This is a genomic window from Algisphaera agarilytica, assembly GCF_014207595.1.
Lineage (GTDB): Bacteria > Planctomycetota > Phycisphaerae > Phycisphaerales > Phycisphaeraceae > Algisphaera > Algisphaera agarilytica.
This window is the reverse complement of sequence record NZ_JACHGY010000001.1, coordinates 503,435-522,411: the sequence shown is the minus strand read 5'-3', so window position 1 is coordinate 522,411 and position 18,977 is coordinate 503,435. Positions and strand designations below refer to the sequence as shown.

Here is an 18,977-nt window from a genome sequence, read left to right as displayed (position 1 = left end):
GCCCGCCGAGGGATCGACGGGCCCGATTGGGTTTCTGTGTTTGTGGGTGGCGTGGGTTACGCCGCTTCTTTGGTTTCGGGTTCGCTGCCGACCGGCGACCAGGTGCCCGGCTTGTCGAGCGTGGCCAAGGCGGGGATGCCGTCGGCCTCGTCCATGATCTTCTTGGAGCGGCCCAACGCCACGCGGATGATCAGGCCCAGGATCAACGCCACGCCGGCGATGGCCGCGAGGCTGATGCCGGCGTAGAGCATGGTGTCGTCGCGGGCGGCGGTGTTGTTGCGCTCGGCCGACTGCAGCATGCGGGCGGTGTTTTCGTCACGGCCCTCGGAGCGGTCGATCGACATCTGGCGGGAGACGATGGCTTTGCCCAACGCGTCCAGGACGCCCACGACGTACTCGGGCTGTTCGCTGGTGTAGGTGAACTCGATGCGTGACGGGTTGCCGGCCAGTTCCAGCGACTCGTTGAAGTGGCTGGCGAGTTGGCCGGGGCTGGTGAACATGCGGATGCCACGCTGGTCGAGCTGATTAAGCGTGGCAACCATCACGGCGTCGCTGGTGATGAACTGGCGGAACTCGGCCATCCAGTTGGTCGCGGGCGCCGCGGCCACGGCTTCGGTGGCGGGTTCGTCGCCCGGCTCAGCGCCCGGCTCGGTCACGAGGGTGCCGTCGTTGATCGATTGGTTGAGCGCCTCGACGGCGGCTTCCGCGGCCACGCCCGGACGACGCAGCGCGTCGACGTTGGTCGTCGCGGCCTCGCCGACCGACGCCGTGCCCAGGGCCTCGGCTTCAAACGACATCGCCATCGACGACTGCCACACGGGCACCGCCAACTGCTTGCCGACGAAGTAGCTGAATACCGCTGCGCCCAGCAAGGCGAGGATCATCAGCGCGACCATGCTGGCGGTCGAGCGGGTGGCCCACTTCTGGACCATCGCTTTTTCGCTGGATTCGAGGAACTTCTTCACCTCGACCAGGTTGCGACGCTCTTTGTCGAGTCCCGCGTACTGGGCGCTGCTCGACTCGACCTGCGACTCGGCGGCCTGGATCTTGTCCGCCTGCTCACGCAGCTGGTGTAGGTACTTGCGGACCTTGTCGCGGCGCTTCTTGATGACCTCGTCGGCCTTGATCATCTGGGCCTTGCGTTTTTCGTACTTGGCTTTGAAGGCCGAGAGTTCTTCGCGGAGTTGCGCGATGGCCTGGTCTTTTTCGTCGTCGCTCTGCGGAGCGTTGTCCATCTGATCGATGCGGGACAGCAGGTCGGCTTCCTGCTCGGCGAGGTCGGCTTCACGCTGATCCAGCTCGGCTTCGCGGCGGTCGAGCTCGGCGATGCGTTCGGTCAGGTCGGCCGGGGCTTCGCCTTCGGCTTCAGCCGCGGGTTCGCTGGGCTCGGCCAACTCGGCACGCAGGTCGAGTTCCTTGGACTGGTCTTCAAGACGAACGGCCCAGGCGTTGAGCTCGGTTTCACGCTCGTTGATCGCCGACTGACGCGATTCCAGTTCCTGAACCAGCGCCTCGATTTCTTGTTGCCGGGTCGTGAGTTCCGAACGCTCGGCCTCGAGTTCGCGCTTGTCCTGCTCGAGTTTCTCGCGGAACTCGTGCTTCTTCGCACGGAATTCTTCCTCGCGGCTGGCCAGGTCGTCGGCCTGCTGCTCGGTGTCGGCGTCTTCCGTGAAGGTGGAGACGCCCATCACCGTATCGGCGGAGTCGGTCTTGAAATCGAAATCGCTCTTGAGCTGATCCAGCTCGGCGGCGCGGGCATCGAGTTCGGACTGACGCGCTTCGCAGGCGGCCTGCTTTTCGTCGAGTTCGGCGCGTTCGGCGTCGAGCTCGGCCTTCATCTCGGCGACGGCCTGCTCGTCTTCCTGAACTTTCTCACGGGCGGTCAGCACCTTGGCTTTGCCCTGCTCCAGGGTCTCCCGGAACATGTTTTCCTTCTGCGTCAGCTCGGCTTCGCGGTCGTTGAGGCTGCGCTCGAGTTCCTGCAGGCTGTCGGGGATATTGCCCTGAGTCAGCTCTTCACGCTGGCGGTCGATCTCGGCCTGCTGGGCGTCGAGTTCCTTGGCGCGGGCGTCGAGCTCGGCTCGGCGTTGGGCCAGTTGGTCGTCGCCTTGCGAAACGTCGGCCTTGCGGTCCAGATCGTCGAGGCTGGGGATGAACCCGGGCATCAGCGTGTCGTTGTTGAGGTCGCCGGCCTGTTCGGTCAACTCCTCGCGGGCGCGGTCGAGGCTGGCCTGTTGCGCGTCGAGTGCGTCCTGACGCAGCTTCAGGTCCATGTGGGCCTTGGACAGCTCTTTCTTGCGTTCCTTGAGCTGCTGACGCTGCTCGGCAAACTCGGCACGCTCGTCGTCGAACGCAGCGCGGTCGCCTTCGAGGGCTTGACGCTGTTCGTCGAGGCTCTGCTTGCTTTCTTCGAGTTGTTGTTGAGCCTGGTCGAGCTCTTCACGCTCGGCGTTGACCTGATCCCATTTGGTTTGGATCTGGTCGAGTTCGTTCTGCAGCTCTTCCTGCTTGGATGCGAGATCGGCCTGCTGCTGATCGAGTTGGGCCTGGCGTTCGTCGCAGGCGGCGTTGCGCTGCTCGATTTCGGCGAGGCGTTGGTCGGCTTCGCTCAGGTTCTGCTGTAGGGCTTGTTCTTTGTCGTTGTACTCCGACCACTTGCCGTCCAGCTCGGCTTGCTGCTGCGAGACCTGGTCGGCGTGGGCGGTGCGGTCGGACTCGAGCTGCTGCTGCTCGTCGAGGATCGACTGGCGTTGCTGCTCGAGTTCTTCGCGTTGGGTTTGGAGTTGATCGCGGTCGGCCTGGAGGCCGTCACGCTGCGAGGCGAGCTGGTTGCGCTCGGTGTCGAGTTGTTCGCGTTCGTTGGAGAGTTCGCTGCGTTGGGCGTCGAGCTGGGCCTGGCGCTCGGCGAGCTGGTTTTCCTGCTCGGCGATCTGCTCGGCCTGGGCGGTGACTTCCTCGGCGTGCTTGTCGTTCTGAGCCTGCCAATCCTTGAGCGCACCCAAGCGGGCCTCGAGATCGCCCAACAGGTCCAACGCTTCGTTGGGGTTGATCGAAGCCGGCGGAGCGGGGGGGATGGACGCGGTGGGTTCTGAACCGTTTGTTTGGGGTTGGTCAGCCATGACAAGCCTCTCACCAGATCGGATGCGGATATCAGTCGACATTGGATCATCGGCGAGCGGCGCGGGTCACCTGAGCGGCATAACCGTAAAATCTCAACGCCAAGGTCCGGATAGTTTCACACGGCTAAGCGATAACCCCTATGAATGACGTTGATCCATCCCCGATAACCCCGACCCCCGGAACGGCCGAGGGGCTGAGCGCCGCGCTGGTCGTGCGGGATGTGACGTTTGGATACGACCCCAAACGGCAAGGCGATCCCGTGTTGTCGGGGGTTTCGGCCGAGCTCAAACCCGGCCGGGTGACGGTGGTGCTGGGGCCCAACGCGTGCGGTAAGTCCACACTGCTGCGGGTGATGCTTGGGCAGCTCAAGCCCTGGGCGGGGGAAGTGGAGCTGGGCGGGGAGGCGGTGTCGCCGCTGCTCGGCGAGCCGTTGGCGAGGCGGGTGAGCTATGTGCCGCAGCGTGGGGAGGTGGGTTTTGCGTTCACGGTGCGGCAGATCATCGCGATGGGGCGGTTTGCGTTTCGGGATGAAGCGTTTGTGGACCAAGCGATTGAAAAGTGCGGGTTAACGGACGTGGCGGGCCGTGCGTTTAACGAGCTATCGGGCGGACAGCAGCAGCGGGTGCTGATCGCGCGGGCCTGGGCGCAGAGCCAGTCGACCCCGTCCGAGGCGGGGGATGGGGCGGTCAACGTCGTGCTCGCCGACGAGCCCGCGTCGAGTCTTGACCTGCGGCACGCCCACGAGGCGATGGCGATGTTCCGCGGGTTGGCGGAGCAGGGCCGGGCGGTCCTGGTGGTGTTGCACGGCTTGGAGCTGGCGACGCGATGGGCCGACGAGGTCTGGCTGATGGACCGCGGAAGGATCGTCGCGTCGGGCTCGGCCGAGTCGGTGCTGAAGCCCGAGGTGCTGTCGCCGGTGTACGGCCTGGAGCTGGACCGGATCGAACACGACGGGCAGGCGGTATTGGTCACAAAAAATCCGCCAAACGGCTTCGGCTGCGATACACTTGAGGGGTAGGCGTTCGCTCGCCTGTTCCGAAGAAAGGCGTATTGATGATCCCGGTTGATTCCGTACTTGCTCAAGGCTCCGGCTCTGGATCCGGCTCTGGTTTCTCCGCGATCCAGATCCTGGCGGCGGCGGTGTTCGGCGTCATCTTCTTCAGCACGATGATCAAGAACGCCATCAAGGAAACGCAGAAGAAGAAAGGGCAGCAAGCGCGACCCCCAGGCATGGCAGAGGAGGGCGGCGGTGCGTCGCTCGAAGAGATCAAGGCTCGGCGACGCGCCCAGCTCCAACAGATGTCCCAAAAGCGTGGCGGCCGACCTGCGGCGTCGAGCCAAGCGAACGCAGGCGATGCGAACCTGAGCATGGCCGAGCGCATCGCCCGGGCCCGCGCCGCTCAGCGGGGTCAGCAGCCCCAGGCCCGTTCAAGCAACCCGTTGCCCAGCGAAGTGCAGCCGCAACGCCGGGCCGAGCCGCGACCCGCGCCGGCGGCCCGCGGCGCTCAGGCCCAGCAGCAGCGGGCCGAGGCGCTCCGCCGACGCGAGTTGCAACGCCAGCAGCAGCGGCGTGAAGCCCTCGCCGCTCGGCAACGCCAGGTCGAACAGGCACGAGCTCAACGCGCTCAAGGCAACCACCCGCAACCCGCCCGACCTCAACCCGCGCCCACCCAACGCCGACCGCTCCCCCCGGTGCAGACGCCGCACCCCACGTCGGTCAAGCCGCACGAAGGCGTGCACCGCATGGTTGACGATGTCGCGGTGCAGAAGGTCGGCTCGGCTCGTCGAGACACCGAACTCGCCCAGCAGGGCAGCCCGCTCCAGCTCATCGACTTCGCCAAGCTGAGCAAGAAGGACCTCCGCCGGGCGTTCATCCTCAAGGAAGTGCTGGATCGCCCCGTGGCCGAGCGCGACCCGCTGGCGTTTTGAGTCTTGCGGGTTTGCAGTAACACCCTCGACGCCTAAGCTCACGCCATGGCTGACGCTTCCGATCCCAACGATTTCAATCTTTCGCTTCCCCAGGCCGACGGCGTGGAGCGGGCGCTCAACGATCCGGTGTCACGCATCGATCTGGTCGTCGGCGATCTCACGCAGCCCGATTCGGGTTGGGGTGTAACAGCAATTGTGAATGCCGCCAACGAATCGCTGCTCGGCGGCGGGGGCGTCGATGGCGCGATCCACCGCGAGGCGGGCCCGCGCCTGCTCGAATTCAACCGCACCCTCGACGGCTGCCCGACCGGTCTGGCCAAGGCATCCCCCGCCTTCGACCTCGAATCCCAAGGCATCGAGCACATCTTCCACACCGTCGGCCCGGTCTGGAACGATCCGGGTTCCAGCGAAGCCGCCGCCTACGCCATGCCCGGCGCTCCCCTCGGCGAAGCCGCGCAGCTCGGCTACCTCCATGAAGACACGTTGCTGGCCAGTTGCTACCTCAACTGCCTCCGCCTGGCGGTGCAACACGAAGCCAAGGTCGTCGCCTTCCCCGCGATCAGCACCGGCGTCTACCGCTTCCCCAAAGAACGCGCCGCCAAGATCGCCTTCGCCCACGTCTTCGGCCACTTCGCCACCCGCCCCGCGCCCGAGTTCCCCCACAAGGTTTTGTTCGTCTGCTTCAGTGAAGAAGACGCCAACGTCTATCGCGAGATCATCCAGAACCGCGCCGACTGGATGACCAACCGCCGGCGGGTGTGAGTTGTTGATTTGGTTTGGCTCGGATGGATCGGATTGAATCGGATTGGGAAAAACTTAGTCTCCGTTAACACGTTTTCGTTGTCTTTATCCGAATAAATCCGATTCATCCGAGCTAATAGTTTCTCATCGTCGCATGTGCCATCACGATCGCCGCGGCGTTGGCGAGGTTGTAGCTGCGGATGTTTTCGCCGCCGTTGATCGGGCCGGGCATGGGGATGTGGATCGTGCGGTCGGGCCAGCGGTTGTGCCAGGCTTGGGGCAGGCCGGTGTTTTCGTTGCCGAGGATGACCACGTTGCCGTCTTTGTACTCGGCTTGGTCGAAGCGGTGCTTGCCGAACTTCGTGACCAGCCACGGCTGGCGGTCGCCGAGCCACTCGAGAAACGCTTCGTCGCTTGCGTGCTCGGTCAGCGTGACCGAGGGCCAGTAGTCGAGGCCCGCGCGTTTGACCGCGTGTTCGGTGATCTCGAACTTCATCGGGTGAATGAGGTGCAGGTGGGCGCCCATGCCCACGGTGGTGCGGGCGATGTTGCCGGTGTTCTGCGGGATGGCGGGGTGGTAGAGGACCAGGTGGAGCATGGCGGCAATGTAGCGGGTCGCGATCGGCCCCGCCGTGTGAAACGCGGTTAAGGCCATTATCATGGAACGTCTCGGCCGAGTCCGCTAGCCCGAGCCGCCGTCAGCTATACCCCACCCACGCCCCCGAGCCTGCACATGAACACCCTCATCCTCCAAGAACCCGGCCGCCTCGAATTCACCCAGACCGACCAGCCCGGCGAGCCCGGCCCCGGCGAGGCCGCCGTCCGCGTCCACCACGTGGGCATCTGCGGCACCGACATCCACGCCTACGGCGGCAACCAGCCGTTCTTCGAATACCCCCGCATCCTCGGCCACGAGCTCGGCGTCGAGGTCACCGCGGTCGGCGAAGGCGTGACCAACGTGAAGGCCGGCGACAAGTGTGCCGTCGAGCCCTACCTCTACTGCGGCGAGTGCGCGGCGTGTGTCCGCGGCAAGACCAACTGCTGCGGCAACATCACCGTGCTGGGCGTCCACGGCGACGGCGGCATGCGGGAACACTTTGTGCTCCCCGCCTCGACCCTACACCCCTCGGCCAAGCTGCCGCTGGAAAGCCTCGCCTTGGTTGAAACGCTGGGCATCGGCAAGCACGCCGTCAGCCGCGCCCGTCTCGAAGCAGGCGACACCGTGGCCGTCATCGGCCTGGGTCCCATCGGCCTGACCGCGATCCAGTTCGCCCTGCTCGACGGCGCGAAAGTTGTCGGCATCGACCTCAGCGAGAAACGCCTCGCTACCGCCAAACAGCTCTACCCCGAAATCGAAACGCTCAGCCTCAACACGGAAGTGCCCCTCGAAGAACAGTGGGAAGCCACCCTCGGCGAACTGCCCCGCGCCGTCTTCGACGCCACCGGCAACCGCCACTCGATGCAGGCCGCGTTCAAGCTCCCCGGCCAGGGCGGCACGCTGGTCTTCATCGGCCTGCTCATGGGCGACATCTCGTTCGACGACCCATCCTTCCACCGCAAAGAGCTCACGCTGATGGGCAGCCGCAACTCCACCGCCCAGGACTTCCGCGAGATCATCGAGCACATGGAAGCGGGCCGAATCGACGTCGCCCCGTGGATCACCCACCGCACGACCGCGCAGGAACTCCCGGGCATCTTCGAAGACTGGCTCAAGCCCGAGGCCGCGATGCTTAAGGGTGTGGTGAGTTTCTAAAGCTGTTCTGTAGGTCAGGCATGCTTGCCCTGACGTGGTTTTTAGAAGGCTCGTGTCAGGCAAGCATGCCTGACCTACGGTTTAGCCGGCGATCAAATATCGCCGCGCCTACACCTTGTCCGCATCAAACCGCGTCGAGAACACCCCCTCTGGATCGAGCTCCGGCAGAATCATGCCCTTGCGTTCTTGGAGCCCCGCAAGGTCATCCAGGATCAGCCCCTGATCAATCAATTCGCGTTCGGTCTTGCGGCCCTTGTCGTCGATCCGCTCACACCAATCCGCCACCGCGTCGCGCAGCGTGCTTAGCGTCTGGGCGTACTCTTCGCGGTCGGCAAGGTTGTGCACGCCGTGCGGGTCCGACACCAGGTCGTACAACTCTTCCTGCGGCTTGGTGAGCTGCATCCACACGTTGTCGGGGAAACGCAGCTTGCCTTCGAGCGACAGGCGGCGTGTCTCGGTCGTCACCGGACTGGTCTCCATGTACCGGTTGCACTGGGCGTAGGGGATGTCGGGCCGATCGTTGTGCAGGTACAGGTACCGCCGGTCGGCGGCGCCGCGGACGCGGTCGTGCGACGAGTCCATCCGGTCGCGCCCGAAAAACACGCAGTCCGGCTCCGCCTCGGCGTCGGGGCCCAACAGCGGTCGGCCGTCGTAATTGTCAGGACGTTCTACGCCCGCCAGCGCCAGGATCGTCGGCGCGATGTCCACCCACGACACCAAATCGTCACGCACCGAAGCGGGCTCGGTCAGCCCCGGGGCCCGCACGATCATGGGCATCCGTACACCGGCCGGGTAACACCAGCGCTTCTCGCGGATCAACCCCCGGCCGTGGTCGGAGATGTAGATCACCACGGTGTTGTCGGCCAGCCCCTGATTCTCAAGGTCTTCGAGCACGTGCCCGATCTGCCGGTCCTGCTCTTCGAGGTTCTTGTAATACCGCACCAGCGACGCCCGCGTCGACCGCGTGTCGGGCATGTAGGGCGGCACCTCCAGCCCGGGAAGCTCGTCCAGCTCCGCGTCATCCCGCTGCGGGTCGGGTTTGGGCACGTTCGCCTCGGCGTCCGACGGCCAGAGCTGGCTCTCGTGGGTCATGTTGAAGTTGTAGAAAAACAGCCACGGCTGATCCGGCAGCTTGCCCGCCGCCAAATCCTTCCGCCAATCGGTCCGCGTATCGGCCAAACGTTCTTTGAAGTTGTCTGCCTCTTCGTCGTAGTTGAAGTCGGTCTTGTTAGCCCAGTTCACGAAGTACCCCGCGTCACGCAGTTCCTCGGTGAACACACGCGGCGGCTTGGCCAGCTTTGAGCGGTGCAGGTGAGACCCGATCTTCCGCGGGTCCTGACCCGACACCATCGTGCTCCGGGCGGGCGAACAGACCGGGGCGGTGGTGTAGGCATTACGGAACAAACACCCCTCAGTCGCGAGGCGGTCGAGGTGGGGGGTGTGCGCGAAGTCGTCGCCGTAGCAGCCGTGGTGTCGGCCGACGTCTTCGCCGACAAGAAACAAAAAATTCGGGGGGGTGTTGGCCATAGATAAAGTTTAACGGGTGAGAGACAAAGTCTTGGAGTGGGTGTCTCGATCGGATAAATCGGTCACCCCGCAGCACGAACGGCCGCGCGGTACTTATCGAAAATCTCGCGGCTGTTGTGATCCAAATCGGACGCGAGGGCATCGGCTTGTGCAATAGCGGAGTCTGCTGATGCTTTCTCCCCCGCGATGGCGGAAATCATCGCCTGAACCAACGCTTGGAAAATCCGGTCCCAGTCGCCAATGCCGCCCACTCCCTGGTTGAGATACGCCTGGCTGCTTGCGGCGTAGCGCTCGGCCGCGGGGAGCCGCCTGGCGACCGCGTGGACCCAGGCCAACAGCTGGTCGGCCCGCAACAAGTTCACCGTGTCGCCCGCTCGTGCCCAGTGATACGCCGAAGCGAACGCGCAACGCACCATCGCTTCCACCGCGTCTTCATCGCTCGGGTCCACCGCATCGGCGGCGTCCCACGCATGGTTGTTGCACTCGACCGCAAACCAGCGGTCCCATGATTGGATGTCTTCGGGCGAGTGTGACGGCATCGAACGGTCTCCGGAAAAAGTGTTGGCGACATCAAATCATTCGGCAAAACGGATGGCGAAGCCGAAGGCGCCTTGCCCCAGCGGTTGGCCGTCGGTCTCGATAACGAGGGCGGTGTCGGTTTGTTGCCACTTGACCTCACCCGCCGTGCAGAACGCATCGACCGACGCCACCGCCCGCGATTCGTATGCGTTGCCGATCTTCAGCGACTCGATGCGGAACGTGTTGTCCTCGGGCCAACCCAGGGCGAAGGCGTAGAGCACGCCGTCCTTGGTGGTGAAGCGGATGTCGCGGGCGTCGGGGTCTTCGTCGAAGTACTCGGTGTGGTGGTTGTGTTTGAAGGTGTGCTCGGGCACTTTCTGGGTGCCGTAGACGGTGGGGCCTTCGCCGAAGGTTTTCCAGGGGCGGGTGCCGTAGACGCCTTCGCCGTTGAGCTCCAGCCACTGGCCGAAGTCGCGGAGGATGCGGGCCTCGTCTTCGCCGATGGTGCCGTCCGCCTTGGGGCCGATGGACAAGAGCAGGTTGCCGTTCTTGCTGACGATGTCGACGAACTCGCTGATGAGGAAGGCCGAGGTCTTGTAGTTCTCATTGACGATGTAGGTCCACGAGACCTTGCCGACGGCCGTATCAGTCTGCCAGGGGTTAGGACTGCTCTCGGTGAGTCGGCCGCGCTCGATGTCGAGGACGATCAGGTCCTCGGGGAACGAGTCGAAGTTCATGTTCTTGTCCTGGAACACGACCGGCTTGTTCCACTCCAGGCCCTTGTTGTAGTAGTAGGCCAGGATCTTCTTGTGCACCGGCTCGAAGCCCGGCTTGTCCAGCCCGAAGTCAAACCACAGGATGTCCGGCTCGTACTGCTCGACGATGTCGGTCGTGCGGTCCCACCAGTGGTCGAGGAACTCCTGCGTCGGCGGATCGTCTTTCTCGCAGGGCTTGCCGTAGAGGTCGTAGAACTCGGGGTCATTGGTGTCGAACGTCGGGTCCCACTTGGGGAAGAACTCGCGGTTGAGCGCGAAGTGCGACGACAGGCCGACCTTGAAGTCGTGCTTACGGCATTCGTCGACGAGCATGCGCATCACGTCGCGCTTCGGGCCGACGTCGCAGACGTTCCAGCGGGTGTGTTTCGAGGCGTACATCGCGTAGCCGTCGTGCATCTCGGCGACGGGGACGATGTACTTCGCGCCCGACTCTTTGAACAGCGACACCCAGGACTGGGGGTCGTAGTCGTGCATGGTGAACTGCGGGAAGAAGTCCTTGTAGCCGAACTTCGACGGGTGGCCGAAGTGCTTCTCGTGGTACTCGCGGACCTTCAGCCCGGCGGGGGCGTAGTCCTTGGTGTACATCCACGCGCCGTACTTGTCGTCGCCCACAGCCTGCACACAGGCGGGGCCCCAGAACACAAAGATGCCGAACTTCGCATCACGGAACCAGTCGGGGCATTCGTAGCGGCTGCGGATCGAGTCCCAGTCGGGCTCGTAGCGGAAGGACGGGTCGGAAACGGGTTGGTCACTCATGGGGAATCCGGGGGAACTGAAGTGGCAGGAAGGCGGAGGCGGTGGAGTTTAAAGGAAGTGCGCTAACACCGATGCGAAATTTAAGGCTTGTTGAGGTCGATGATGTCGTGGCCGGTTTGATTGGCAATCAGCCTCGCTAGTTTCCGAGGATTAATACCAAAATTAGCCCACAAGGTGTACTCGCCTGCGTCTCCATATCGAAGCACGTACCTGGGATCTGAATCTGAGGATCGGAAGTTATGACACTCCACCCCCTTGATCGTATCGAGTGGAATCTCAATACTCGGCATTCCGTCATTGACCGGTGAGTCGACCCTTAGACGATCGCTGCTTAGCTCGACGGTGAAAGTGCCCCCGGTCTTTAGGAGGTAGACGGCGTAGGCAAAGACATACAGGCAAATCAGTGACACGACGCACAGCGCGATCAGGCGAAATAGCTTGGCGTCGGGTGAGGTCAGGTAATAGCCGAGGCTTAGTAACAAGCTGCCAATCAAAAAGGTGCCCGTGACTAAATGAAATGCCTCACGTCGCGACGTTCTTACGTGCCGGAAAAGGATGTCGTGGTGTGTCGCTTCCATGGGGTTGTGGGTTGCGGAAACGGCCGAGGGTGTTATGCGGAATCGCGAAGCGGACGCACCAACAGCTTACGTAAGACCGCGATGAGCGTGGCGGGGTCTTCGAGGTAATTCGCGGGTGGGCGGTAGTAGACCTGGTTGTTGTCGAGCTCGGTCGCTCGGCCGGGGGCGCCTTTGAACAGGCCGAGGACTTGTTTGGTTTTGGCCGTGGTGAAGATCAGGTCGGGTTTTTCGAGCTGGATCTTGTCGATGCGCTGGGTGCTGGCGGCGACGCGGATCTCCATGAGGTCGATGAAGTTCTGCGCGGCGGCGGGGGGCTTGCCGTAGGCGTCGGTGAGGTCTTCGACGACCTTGTCGAGCTGGTCGAGGGTGTCGACGCGGGTGAGCCTGCGGTAGGCCTCCATGCGGTGCTTGTCGCTGGGGACGTAGCGCTTGGGGATCGAGCTGCCGGGCTTGGGCGGCGGGAGCTCGAGGTGGCATTTGCTGGCTTCGATAATCGGCTCGTGTCGGAGTTTCTTGGTTTCCTGTTCCAGCAGTAGGCAGTACATCTCGTAGCCCACCGCGGCGATGTGGCCGGACTGTTCTGCGCCGAGGAGGTTGCCCGCGCCGCGGATCTCCAGGTCTCGCATCGCGATCTTGAAGCCCGCGCCGAGCATCGAGTAGTTCTCGATGGCTTTGAGCCGTTTCGCGGCGACCTCGTTTACCGTGCGGTCCGGGGGGAGCAGCATGTAGCAGTACGCCCGGTGCTTGTAGCGACCCACTCGTCCTCGCAGCTGGTGCAACTCGGCGAGCCCAAAGTGGTCCGCCTGGTTGATGAACATCGTGTTGGCGTGCGGGTTGTCGATGCCCGACTCGATGATCGTCGTGCTCACGAGGATGTCGGCCTCGCGCCGCATGAAGGTCAGCATGGCCTTTTCAAGTTCTTTGGGCGGCATCTGGCCGTGGCCGATGACGATGCGGGCGCCCGGCGCGAGGCGTTGCAGGTCGTCGGCGACGGTCTGCAGGTTGTGCACGCGGTTGTGCACGAAATAGACCTGCCCCTCGCGGGCCAGCTCTCGGGTGAGCGCCTGCTTGATGCGGTGCTCGTTGTACGGGATGACTTCCGTGACGATCGATCGGCGGTCCACCGGCGGAGTCGTCAGCGAGCTGATGTCCCGCAAGCCCACCATCGACATGTGCAGCGTCCGCGGGATCGGCGTCGCGGTGAGCGTGAGGATCTCGGCGGTCATGCGCAGCCCGAGCAGCTTGTTCTTGTGCTCGACGCCGAAGCGCTGCTCCTCGTCGATGATGACCATGCCGAGGTCTGCGAACTTGACATCTTCCGACAGGATGCGGTGGGTGCCGATGAGCACATCGACCTCGCCACGCTCGACGGCGTCGAGGGTCTTGCGCTGCTCCTTGGCGGTCTTGAACCGTGACAGCGACTCCACACGGAACGGGTAGTCGGCCAGCCGGCTGCGGAACGTGCGTTCGTGTTGCTCGGCGAGCACCGTGGTGGGCACGAGCACCGCGACCTGCTTCCCGAACTCGGCGCACTTGAACGCCCCCCGGATCGCGACCTCGGTCTTGCCGAAGCCCACGTCACCGCAGATCAGCCGGTCCATCGGCGTCTCGTCGGACATGTCCGACTTGATCGCGGCGATCGCGGCGAGCTGGTCTTCCGTTTCGTCGTAAGGGAACTCGGCCTCGAATTCTTTTTGCCACGCCGTGTCGCCGGGGTACCGCACGCCCGGCTGCGTCTCGCGTGCCGCCTGAACACGAAGCAATTCTGCGGCGAGGTCTTTCACCGCATCCGCGACGGATTCCTTCTGCTTCTTCCACCGCTTACCGCCCAGCACCGACAGCGGCGGTCGGCCCTGGAACCCGCCGACGTATTTCTGTACCAGGTCGATCTGCCCGGCCGGGACGTGCAGCAACGCCTGGTCGGCGAACTGCAGGGTGAGGTATTCCCCGCCGCCGGTCATCTCGCCCTTAGCGTTCTTGCGGGGGCGCATGGTTTTGAGGCCGGTGAACTTGGCGATGCCGTGATCGATGTGGACGACGTAGTCGCCGACGTCGAGGTCGAGGAACGCATCGCCGCCCGAGGCACTGCCCGACGCGGCGGACATGACGCGGCGGACGCGCCGCCGGGTCTCGTAGCGGTGGAACAGCTCGTGGTGCGGGACGAAGTAATGGCCGCCATCCCCCTTAGCCCCCGGCTCTGCCGGGGGGCGATTAATCTTAAACTCACGCCCCCCGGCAGAGCCAGGGGCTAACGACAGACCTTCCCACACAAACCCGCGGTGCAACGAACCGACGCGCACATCCACCTTGCGGAAGTGGTCGGGCACGTGCTCGATGAGCAGCTCCACCAGCCGATCGCGCTCGGCCGGCTTGCCGCACAACACCGTCACGCCCACGCCCGGCGTTCCCGCGAGGTCACCCAGGTCACGGATCGCGGTCTTGGCGTCCTGGTGGAAGCTCGGCAGGGCGGCGACGGGCAGGTCGATCCGCTTGGCCAGCGGGTTGGACGATTGGGAGTACGCGTTGAGCTCGAGGTGCGGGATCGACGTGAGTTTCTTGAACACGTCTTTGGGCGGCGTGATGCCGTCCGACTTGGTGAGACGTTCGAAGTAGCCGCGGGCCTGCTCGTTGAGCTCGAGGGTTTCGTGGAGGACCGGGACGATGTCGTCGGGCAGCAGGTCGAGGACGTTGGCGGTGCCGTGGTCGGACTGGACCTGGTGCTCGGTGCCGCCGACGAGGCCGACGCTGCGGAGCATCTCGCCTGAGCCCATCGTGTCGGGGTCGATGCGGTGGATCGTTTCGATCTCGTCGCCGAAGTAGTCCAGGCGGATCGGCGAGACGGGTCCGGGCTGATCGGTCTCGGTCAGCACCTTACCCGCGACGGGGTAGATGTCGATGATCCCGCCGCGGGTGGCGAAGTCGCCGGGCTGATCGATCGCGTCCTGCCGGGAGTAACCCGCGCGGTCCAGCCAGTCCAGCAGTCGGCCCGGCGGCATGTCTTCCCCCGCCCGCAGCGTCAGCGTCAAACCGCCCAGCGCGTCCGGCTCAGGCACCGCCTGCATCAACGCCTGGATCGGCGCGACGATCACGTTCGCCAGTGGGGCGGCACCGCCCGCGGCATCGTTCGTCGCACTGGCGTAACGCCCCTCGACCACACGCTGCACCACCTGCAGCCGCTCCGCCAGCAATTCCAGGTTCACGCTCGACTCGCCCGGCAACACCTCGAGCGCCCCGAACCGCTCGACCACCAACCCCGTCGGGCTGCCCGCCGCCTCGGCATACCCCTCCAGGTCGTCCAGCGCATCGTCCGCCTCGTCGAGGTGGGCCACCACCAGTAGCACCGTCCGCCCCAGCTCCCGCGCCACCCCGCCCGCGACCAGCGCCGCGACCGACCCCCGCGCTCCGTTCGCCGCCGCCGAGTCCCCGCGCGCTACCGCCTCGGCCAGCGCGCCAACGGGCGCGGACCCACACACCACATCGTGCCAGGCGGTCGCTTCAACGGACATCGGTTCGCGTTAGTGTAGCCCGGCCGCCGCGGGCTATTCGGTTCTGAGAAGACGTGGGCGTTAAAATGATAAATAAATAAGTTAAATCTTATTTATTAGGCCGTGTGATCCCGGGCCATGATTTCGGCTGGCTTCAGTCCCCGATGAGTGGCTTGCCGTCTTTCCCCACCGCCGTGGTCGTGATCACCACCGGCACCTCGAACCGCGCCCCCTGGGCCGTGCTCGGCGTCGCGGGGGCACCCTCGGGCTCGGGCACATCATCAAACACCCGGATCATCGCGATCTCGTCGCACGCGTCGTGCTTCGGGCACCGCACGCAGTCCGCCCAGACTTTCAGTGGCAGGTTCTGCCGGTCCACCACCGAAAAACCCAGCCGCTCGAAAAACTTCTGCTCGTAGGTCAGCGACATCACCCGCTTGATCCCGAGCTGCTTCGCTTCATCCAGACACGCCTCGACCAGCCGCTTGCCCAGCCCCTTGCCCCGCTGCGAGGGCGACACCGCCAGCGACACCACCTCTGCGAGGTTCGCCCAGATGATGGAGAGCCCACACACCCCAACCACCTCGCCGTGCGTCGGCGAGCCCGCGTCGTCATCCTCGACCACATGGAACTGGCGCACGTTCTCATACAACGCCGCGGTCGATTTGGGCAGCATCAGCCCAAACTCAGCCGCGTCATTGATGATTCGCCCCATCGCCGGGACATCGGTGATCGTCGCGCGTCGGATCATGCGGCCATTGTAACCATGCGAAACCCCCCGCACCGGGTGTATGTCGGTGCGGGGGTAGGGAGCAGGTGTCACGCCGGCAATACGAAGGCCAGCACCTGACTCTTGGGGTTCACGCCCGCGATCTCGATCGTGGCGTCGCCGTCCGAGGTGATCGCATCGCCTGCTTGGGCGGGTTCGCCGTTGACCGTCACGCTGCCCGTGGCGACGTGAACGTATTCCACTCGGCCATCGGGGATCGACAGCGTTGTGGATTGGCCATCTGCGAAATCGCCGACGTACACCTCGGCCTCCGCGCCGATCACCAGCGAGCCGTCACGGCCATCGGGGGTGGCGAGCGCGGCGAACTGTCCGTCGCGGGTCGCGGCGTCGGGGATGGCTTCCTGGTAGCGCGGCTTGGTGCCGCGCTCGCGCGGTATGATCCAGACCTGCAGGAAGTGCACGGGCGCATCGCTGCGGCCGTTGAATTCGCTGTGGGTCACGCCGGTGCCTGCGGACATAAGTTGCACGCCGCCGGCCCCGAGGCTGCTGGCGTGGCCCATCGAGTCCTTGTGGGCCAGTTCGCCATCCAGCACCCAGGTGAGGATCTCCATGTCGCGGTGGGGGTGGGTATCGAAGCCCATGCCCGGGGCGACGCGGTCGTCGTTGAGCACGCGCAGGCCGTGGTAGCCCATCCGGCGTGGGTCGTGGTACCCGCCGAAGGAAAAGCTGTGCTTCGAGTCGAGCCAGCCCAGGTTCGAGGTGCCGCGCTCGTCGGCGGGGCGGAGTTCGGTGGTGGGGGTGGTGTTCATTTTGGGGGTCCTTTCGGCCGATCGGCCATTTAGTTGTTTAAACAACTATATACACCAGCCGCAATATTTCCAGTGTCTTCCGAAAAATTTTTACTCGCGCTGGGCGCAAGAGAGCCCCGTCTGCGCCCGGTGGTGAGCGGTGCAGGAGAAGCGGCCTTTTGGGCCGGTTTGCACATGAAGGGGTGCGGGGCGGAGGGGTAAGGAGGGTGGCGCCGCCCGCAGCGCCGCTAATCGAGCCCGATATATTTTCAACCCCTCGGCCTCGAGCCGGGGTCTGGCGCACGCCCGGGACTCTCAATTACAGTTCGACGTTCCAGTTGGTCTGCTGGATCATCGCGTTCAGTTCACGGATCTTCTTCGACAGGTCGTCGGCCTGCTTCTGCAGCTTGCCGACCTCGAGCGTCGCGATCCACTTGATCTCGCTCATGCTGTAGCGGTCGGGCTCACGCTGGCTTCCCGAGATGGCGGTATGCAGCAACGCGTGGTGCTGCGTCAGCCGATCGCGCGCCGCGATCGCTTCGGTAATGGTCCGGCCGTCGGGCAGGGTGTTGGCGAGGTTGGCGGTGTTGATCTGCGCAATCAGTTTTTCGTTTTCCTTGAGCACGCCGACCGCTTCCTTGATCAGTTTGGCGGGGTCTTAGTGCGGGGTCTCGCCTTCCTGCACCACCGCGTTGGCGGCGATCCGTTCGCGCAGCGAGGCGATCTTCTTTTCCTGGTCCGAACGCAACATCAGAGCTTCTGCAAGTTTCATCGTGGTCTCCCGGTTTATAGACAAAGACCGCATGCTAACACCGATCGCTGAAATCGAAAGACGTTGATCCCAGCGAAATCCCCCAGAATCTCAATGGTTTTGTCACCCCCTCACTCCGACCAGCGCAGCGGCAGGTCTTCCGCTTCGAGTTTCTCGAACGACAAAGGAGGCAGCGTGTTCCACGTGTCGAACATATGGCACATCAATCGCCCGACCGACAGCGCATCATCCAGCGCAACGTAGGTGCGCGGCGGCGAGTCGTGCAGCCAGGCGTCGGGCATGTGGCGCATCTTCGAGCCGCGGTAGGGCTTGTGCAGCAACGCCATCGCGAGGGTGCGCAGGTCCAGCGCGCCCCGGCCGAACGGACTGTGGCCGACGAAGCGGTGGAGGTACCAGGTCACAAACATGTAGCCCGACGCCGCGGGGTGGCCGACGTAGATCGGCTGGCCGGGCAGGTGCTCGACCCACTCGGCGTATTCGCGCATGGCCGGCCCCACCGGCTCGGCCTCGTGACGGCAGACCGCCCACGCATCGGGCTTGCTCTTCCACCACGCCAGCGTGTCGGGGTCGCCCTCGGCCTCGGGCAGCAACTCGAGGTTGGCGGTGAACGTCGAGACGAGCGTCTTGTTCTTCTGGTACGCCGCCGACGCCAGGCTCAGCATCGAGTGCGGCCCTGGGATCGGCCCGTCGGTTTCGATGGCCGTGGCGATATAGATTTCGGGTACGGACATGGACCCAGCCCCATCGAGACAGAAAAACGGGGCAGAACGCCCCACGGGAGTTGCCCCCCCAGCATACTCAGACATCGGCCGATAGCGAGGCCGACTCGCAGAATTGGGGGCTAGCCCCGCCCCCTTAGCCCCGGGTCAATGACCCGGGGCTGCTGCGGCAGACGTGTTGGGTTTGCGTGGTCCGAGCCAATGAATCCGTTTCGTATGGTTTGAGTGGATGCCACGATCATGTCATTGCCCCCCGCGGCGGCCCGGGGTCATTGACCCCGGGCTAAAGTCGGATCCGTGCGCACAACGGGGCACGCCCGAACGCAGAAAAACATCAACGCAGAAAAATTCTTACTCCTTGTCATTGCTCATCTCCGTGAAATCAGCGACTTTTCTGTGCGCACACCTGGCCCGCTCTGTCCCCTAATGTCGGACCACGGTGGCACTTCAGGCGTGAAGGTCGCACAGGCAAGGCACCAAGCACGCCCATATCCGTGGAGCCGGGCTGACGCACACGTCGGGTGCGTGGCGACACTTGAGCTCACCACCTTGCCGGGATCGCTCAAGGTCGGAACCCGTCGTCGTTGGTCGAGGGTCCGTGTTCTGGGATTCGTTTCGATCCGATCGCGGAGCTTTGGAGACGCAAAGGCGCGGAGGAAAACCAAGGCAATAGGTTTTTAAACCAAAGTCTTCCTGCCTTGCTCCGCGTCTCCGCGTCTCTGAAGCTCCGCGATCGGATCGAAACGACAACCCAACCCGCCCACCCCACGCCGGCCACGGCAGC

Annotated in this window: 16 protein-coding genes; 4 read left to right on the top strand and 12 right to left on the bottom strand. The window is 64.2% G+C overall.

Features of this window, described 5'->3' with window-relative positions; translation table 11 throughout:
* Positions 1-56 precede the first annotated feature (56 nt).
* Positions 57-3,119: a hypothetical protein gene (locus HNQ40_RS02255; RefSeq protein ID WP_184675968.1), complete on the bottom strand. Its 3,063-nt coding sequence runs from the start codon at positions 3,117-3,119 to the stop codon at positions 57-59.
* A 140-nt stretch (positions 3,120-3,259) separates the two neighbouring features.
* On the opposite strand from HNQ40_RS02255, the gene HNQ40_RS02250 reads away from it, so the two are divergent.
* The 3 genes from HNQ40_RS02250 to HNQ40_RS02240 are packed head-to-tail and all read left to right on the top strand — an operon-like array spanning position 3,260 to position 5,811.
* Positions 3,260-4,138: an ABC transporter ATP-binding protein gene (locus HNQ40_RS02250; RefSeq protein ID WP_184675966.1), complete on the top strand. Its 879-nt coding sequence runs from the start codon at positions 3,260-3,262 to the stop codon at positions 4,136-4,138.
* Between the two features lie 35 nt (positions 4,139-4,173).
* Entirely contained in the window at positions 4,174-5,049 is an 876-nt protein-coding gene (locus HNQ40_RS02245) for a hypothetical protein (RefSeq protein WP_184675964.1), read from the top strand.
* A gap of 45 nt (positions 5,050-5,094) precedes the next feature.
* The gene (locus HNQ40_RS02240) at positions 5,095-5,811 is read left to right on the top strand and encodes a macro domain-containing protein (protein WP_184675962.1); all 717 of its coding nucleotides are present in this window, start codon (positions 5,095-5,097) and stop codon (positions 5,809-5,811) included.
* A 112-nt stretch (positions 5,812-5,923) separates the two neighbouring features.
* Here the strand turns inward: HNQ40_RS02240 and HNQ40_RS02235 are convergent, their stop codons facing one another.
* Positions 5,924-6,388: a tRNA (cytidine(34)-2'-O)-methyltransferase gene (locus tag HNQ40_RS02235; RefSeq protein WP_184675959.1), complete on the bottom strand. Its 465-nt coding sequence runs from the start codon at positions 6,386-6,388 to the stop codon at positions 5,924-5,926.
* A gap of 135 nt (positions 6,389-6,523) precedes the next feature.
* Here HNQ40_RS02235 and HNQ40_RS02230 point away from each other — a divergent pair, with 135 nt between their 5' ends.
* Positions 6,524-7,543, top strand: coding sequence for a zinc-binding alcohol dehydrogenase family protein (locus HNQ40_RS02230; RefSeq protein WP_184675957.1), 1,020 nt, complete (start codon positions 6,524-6,526; stop codon positions 7,541-7,543).
* Positions 7,544-7,651: 108 nt separating this feature from the next.
* Here the strand turns inward: HNQ40_RS02230 and HNQ40_RS02225 are convergent, their stop codons facing one another.
* From HNQ40_RS02225 to HNQ40_RS02185, 10 genes are all read right to left on the bottom strand, one after another.
* Entirely contained in the window at positions 7,652-9,070 is a 1,419-nt protein-coding gene (locus HNQ40_RS02225) for a sulfatase family protein (protein WP_184675955.1), read from the bottom strand.
* 62 nt (positions 9,071-9,132) lie between these two features.
* A complete protein-coding gene (locus tag HNQ40_RS02220; protein WP_184675953.1) occupies positions 9,133-9,609 on the bottom strand; it encodes a hypothetical protein in 477 nt (158 codons plus the stop codon).
* 36 nt (positions 9,610-9,645) lie between these two features.
* Positions 9,646-11,121: an alpha-L-fucosidase gene (locus HNQ40_RS02215; protein ID WP_184675950.1), complete on the bottom strand. Its 1,476-nt coding sequence runs from the start codon at positions 11,119-11,121 to the stop codon at positions 9,646-9,648.
* An 80-nt stretch (positions 11,122-11,201) separates the two neighbouring features.
* On the bottom strand, positions 11,202-11,699 hold the full coding sequence (locus HNQ40_RS02210) for a hypothetical protein (protein ID WP_184675948.1): 498 nt from the start codon (positions 11,697-11,699) through the stop codon (positions 11,202-11,204).
* Between the two features lie 32 nt (positions 11,700-11,731).
* Complete coding sequence (mfd, locus tag HNQ40_RS02205; protein ID WP_184675946.1) at positions 11,732-15,205, bottom strand: transcription-repair coupling factor; 3,474 nt, start codon at positions 15,203-15,205, stop codon at positions 11,732-11,734.
* A gap of 133 nt (positions 15,206-15,338) precedes the next feature.
* A complete protein-coding gene (locus HNQ40_RS02200; protein WP_184675944.1) occupies positions 15,339-15,935 on the bottom strand; it encodes an N-acetyltransferase in 597 nt (198 codons plus the stop codon).
* A 68-nt stretch (positions 15,936-16,003) separates the two neighbouring features.
* Positions 16,004-16,723: a pirin family protein gene (locus HNQ40_RS02195; protein WP_184675942.1), complete on the bottom strand. Its 720-nt coding sequence runs from the start codon at positions 16,721-16,723 to the stop codon at positions 16,004-16,006.
* A gap of 298 nt (positions 16,724-17,021) precedes the next feature.
* Positions 17,022-17,348, bottom strand: a complete 327-nt coding sequence (locus HNQ40_RS02190; RefSeq protein WP_261356900.1) for a DIP1984 family protein — start codon at positions 17,346-17,348, stop codon at positions 17,022-17,024.
* A gap of 12 nt (positions 17,349-17,360) precedes the next feature.
* Positions 17,361-17,474: a DIP1984 family protein gene (locus HNQ40_RS18030; RefSeq protein ID WP_221435340.1), complete on the bottom strand. Its 114-nt coding sequence runs from the start codon at positions 17,472-17,474 to the stop codon at positions 17,361-17,363.
* 110 nt (positions 17,475-17,584) lie between these two features.
* Positions 17,585-18,205: a hypothetical protein gene (locus HNQ40_RS02185; RefSeq protein WP_221435339.1), complete on the bottom strand. Its 621-nt coding sequence runs from the start codon at positions 18,203-18,205 to the stop codon at positions 17,585-17,587.
* Positions 18,206-18,977 lie beyond the last annotated feature (772 nt).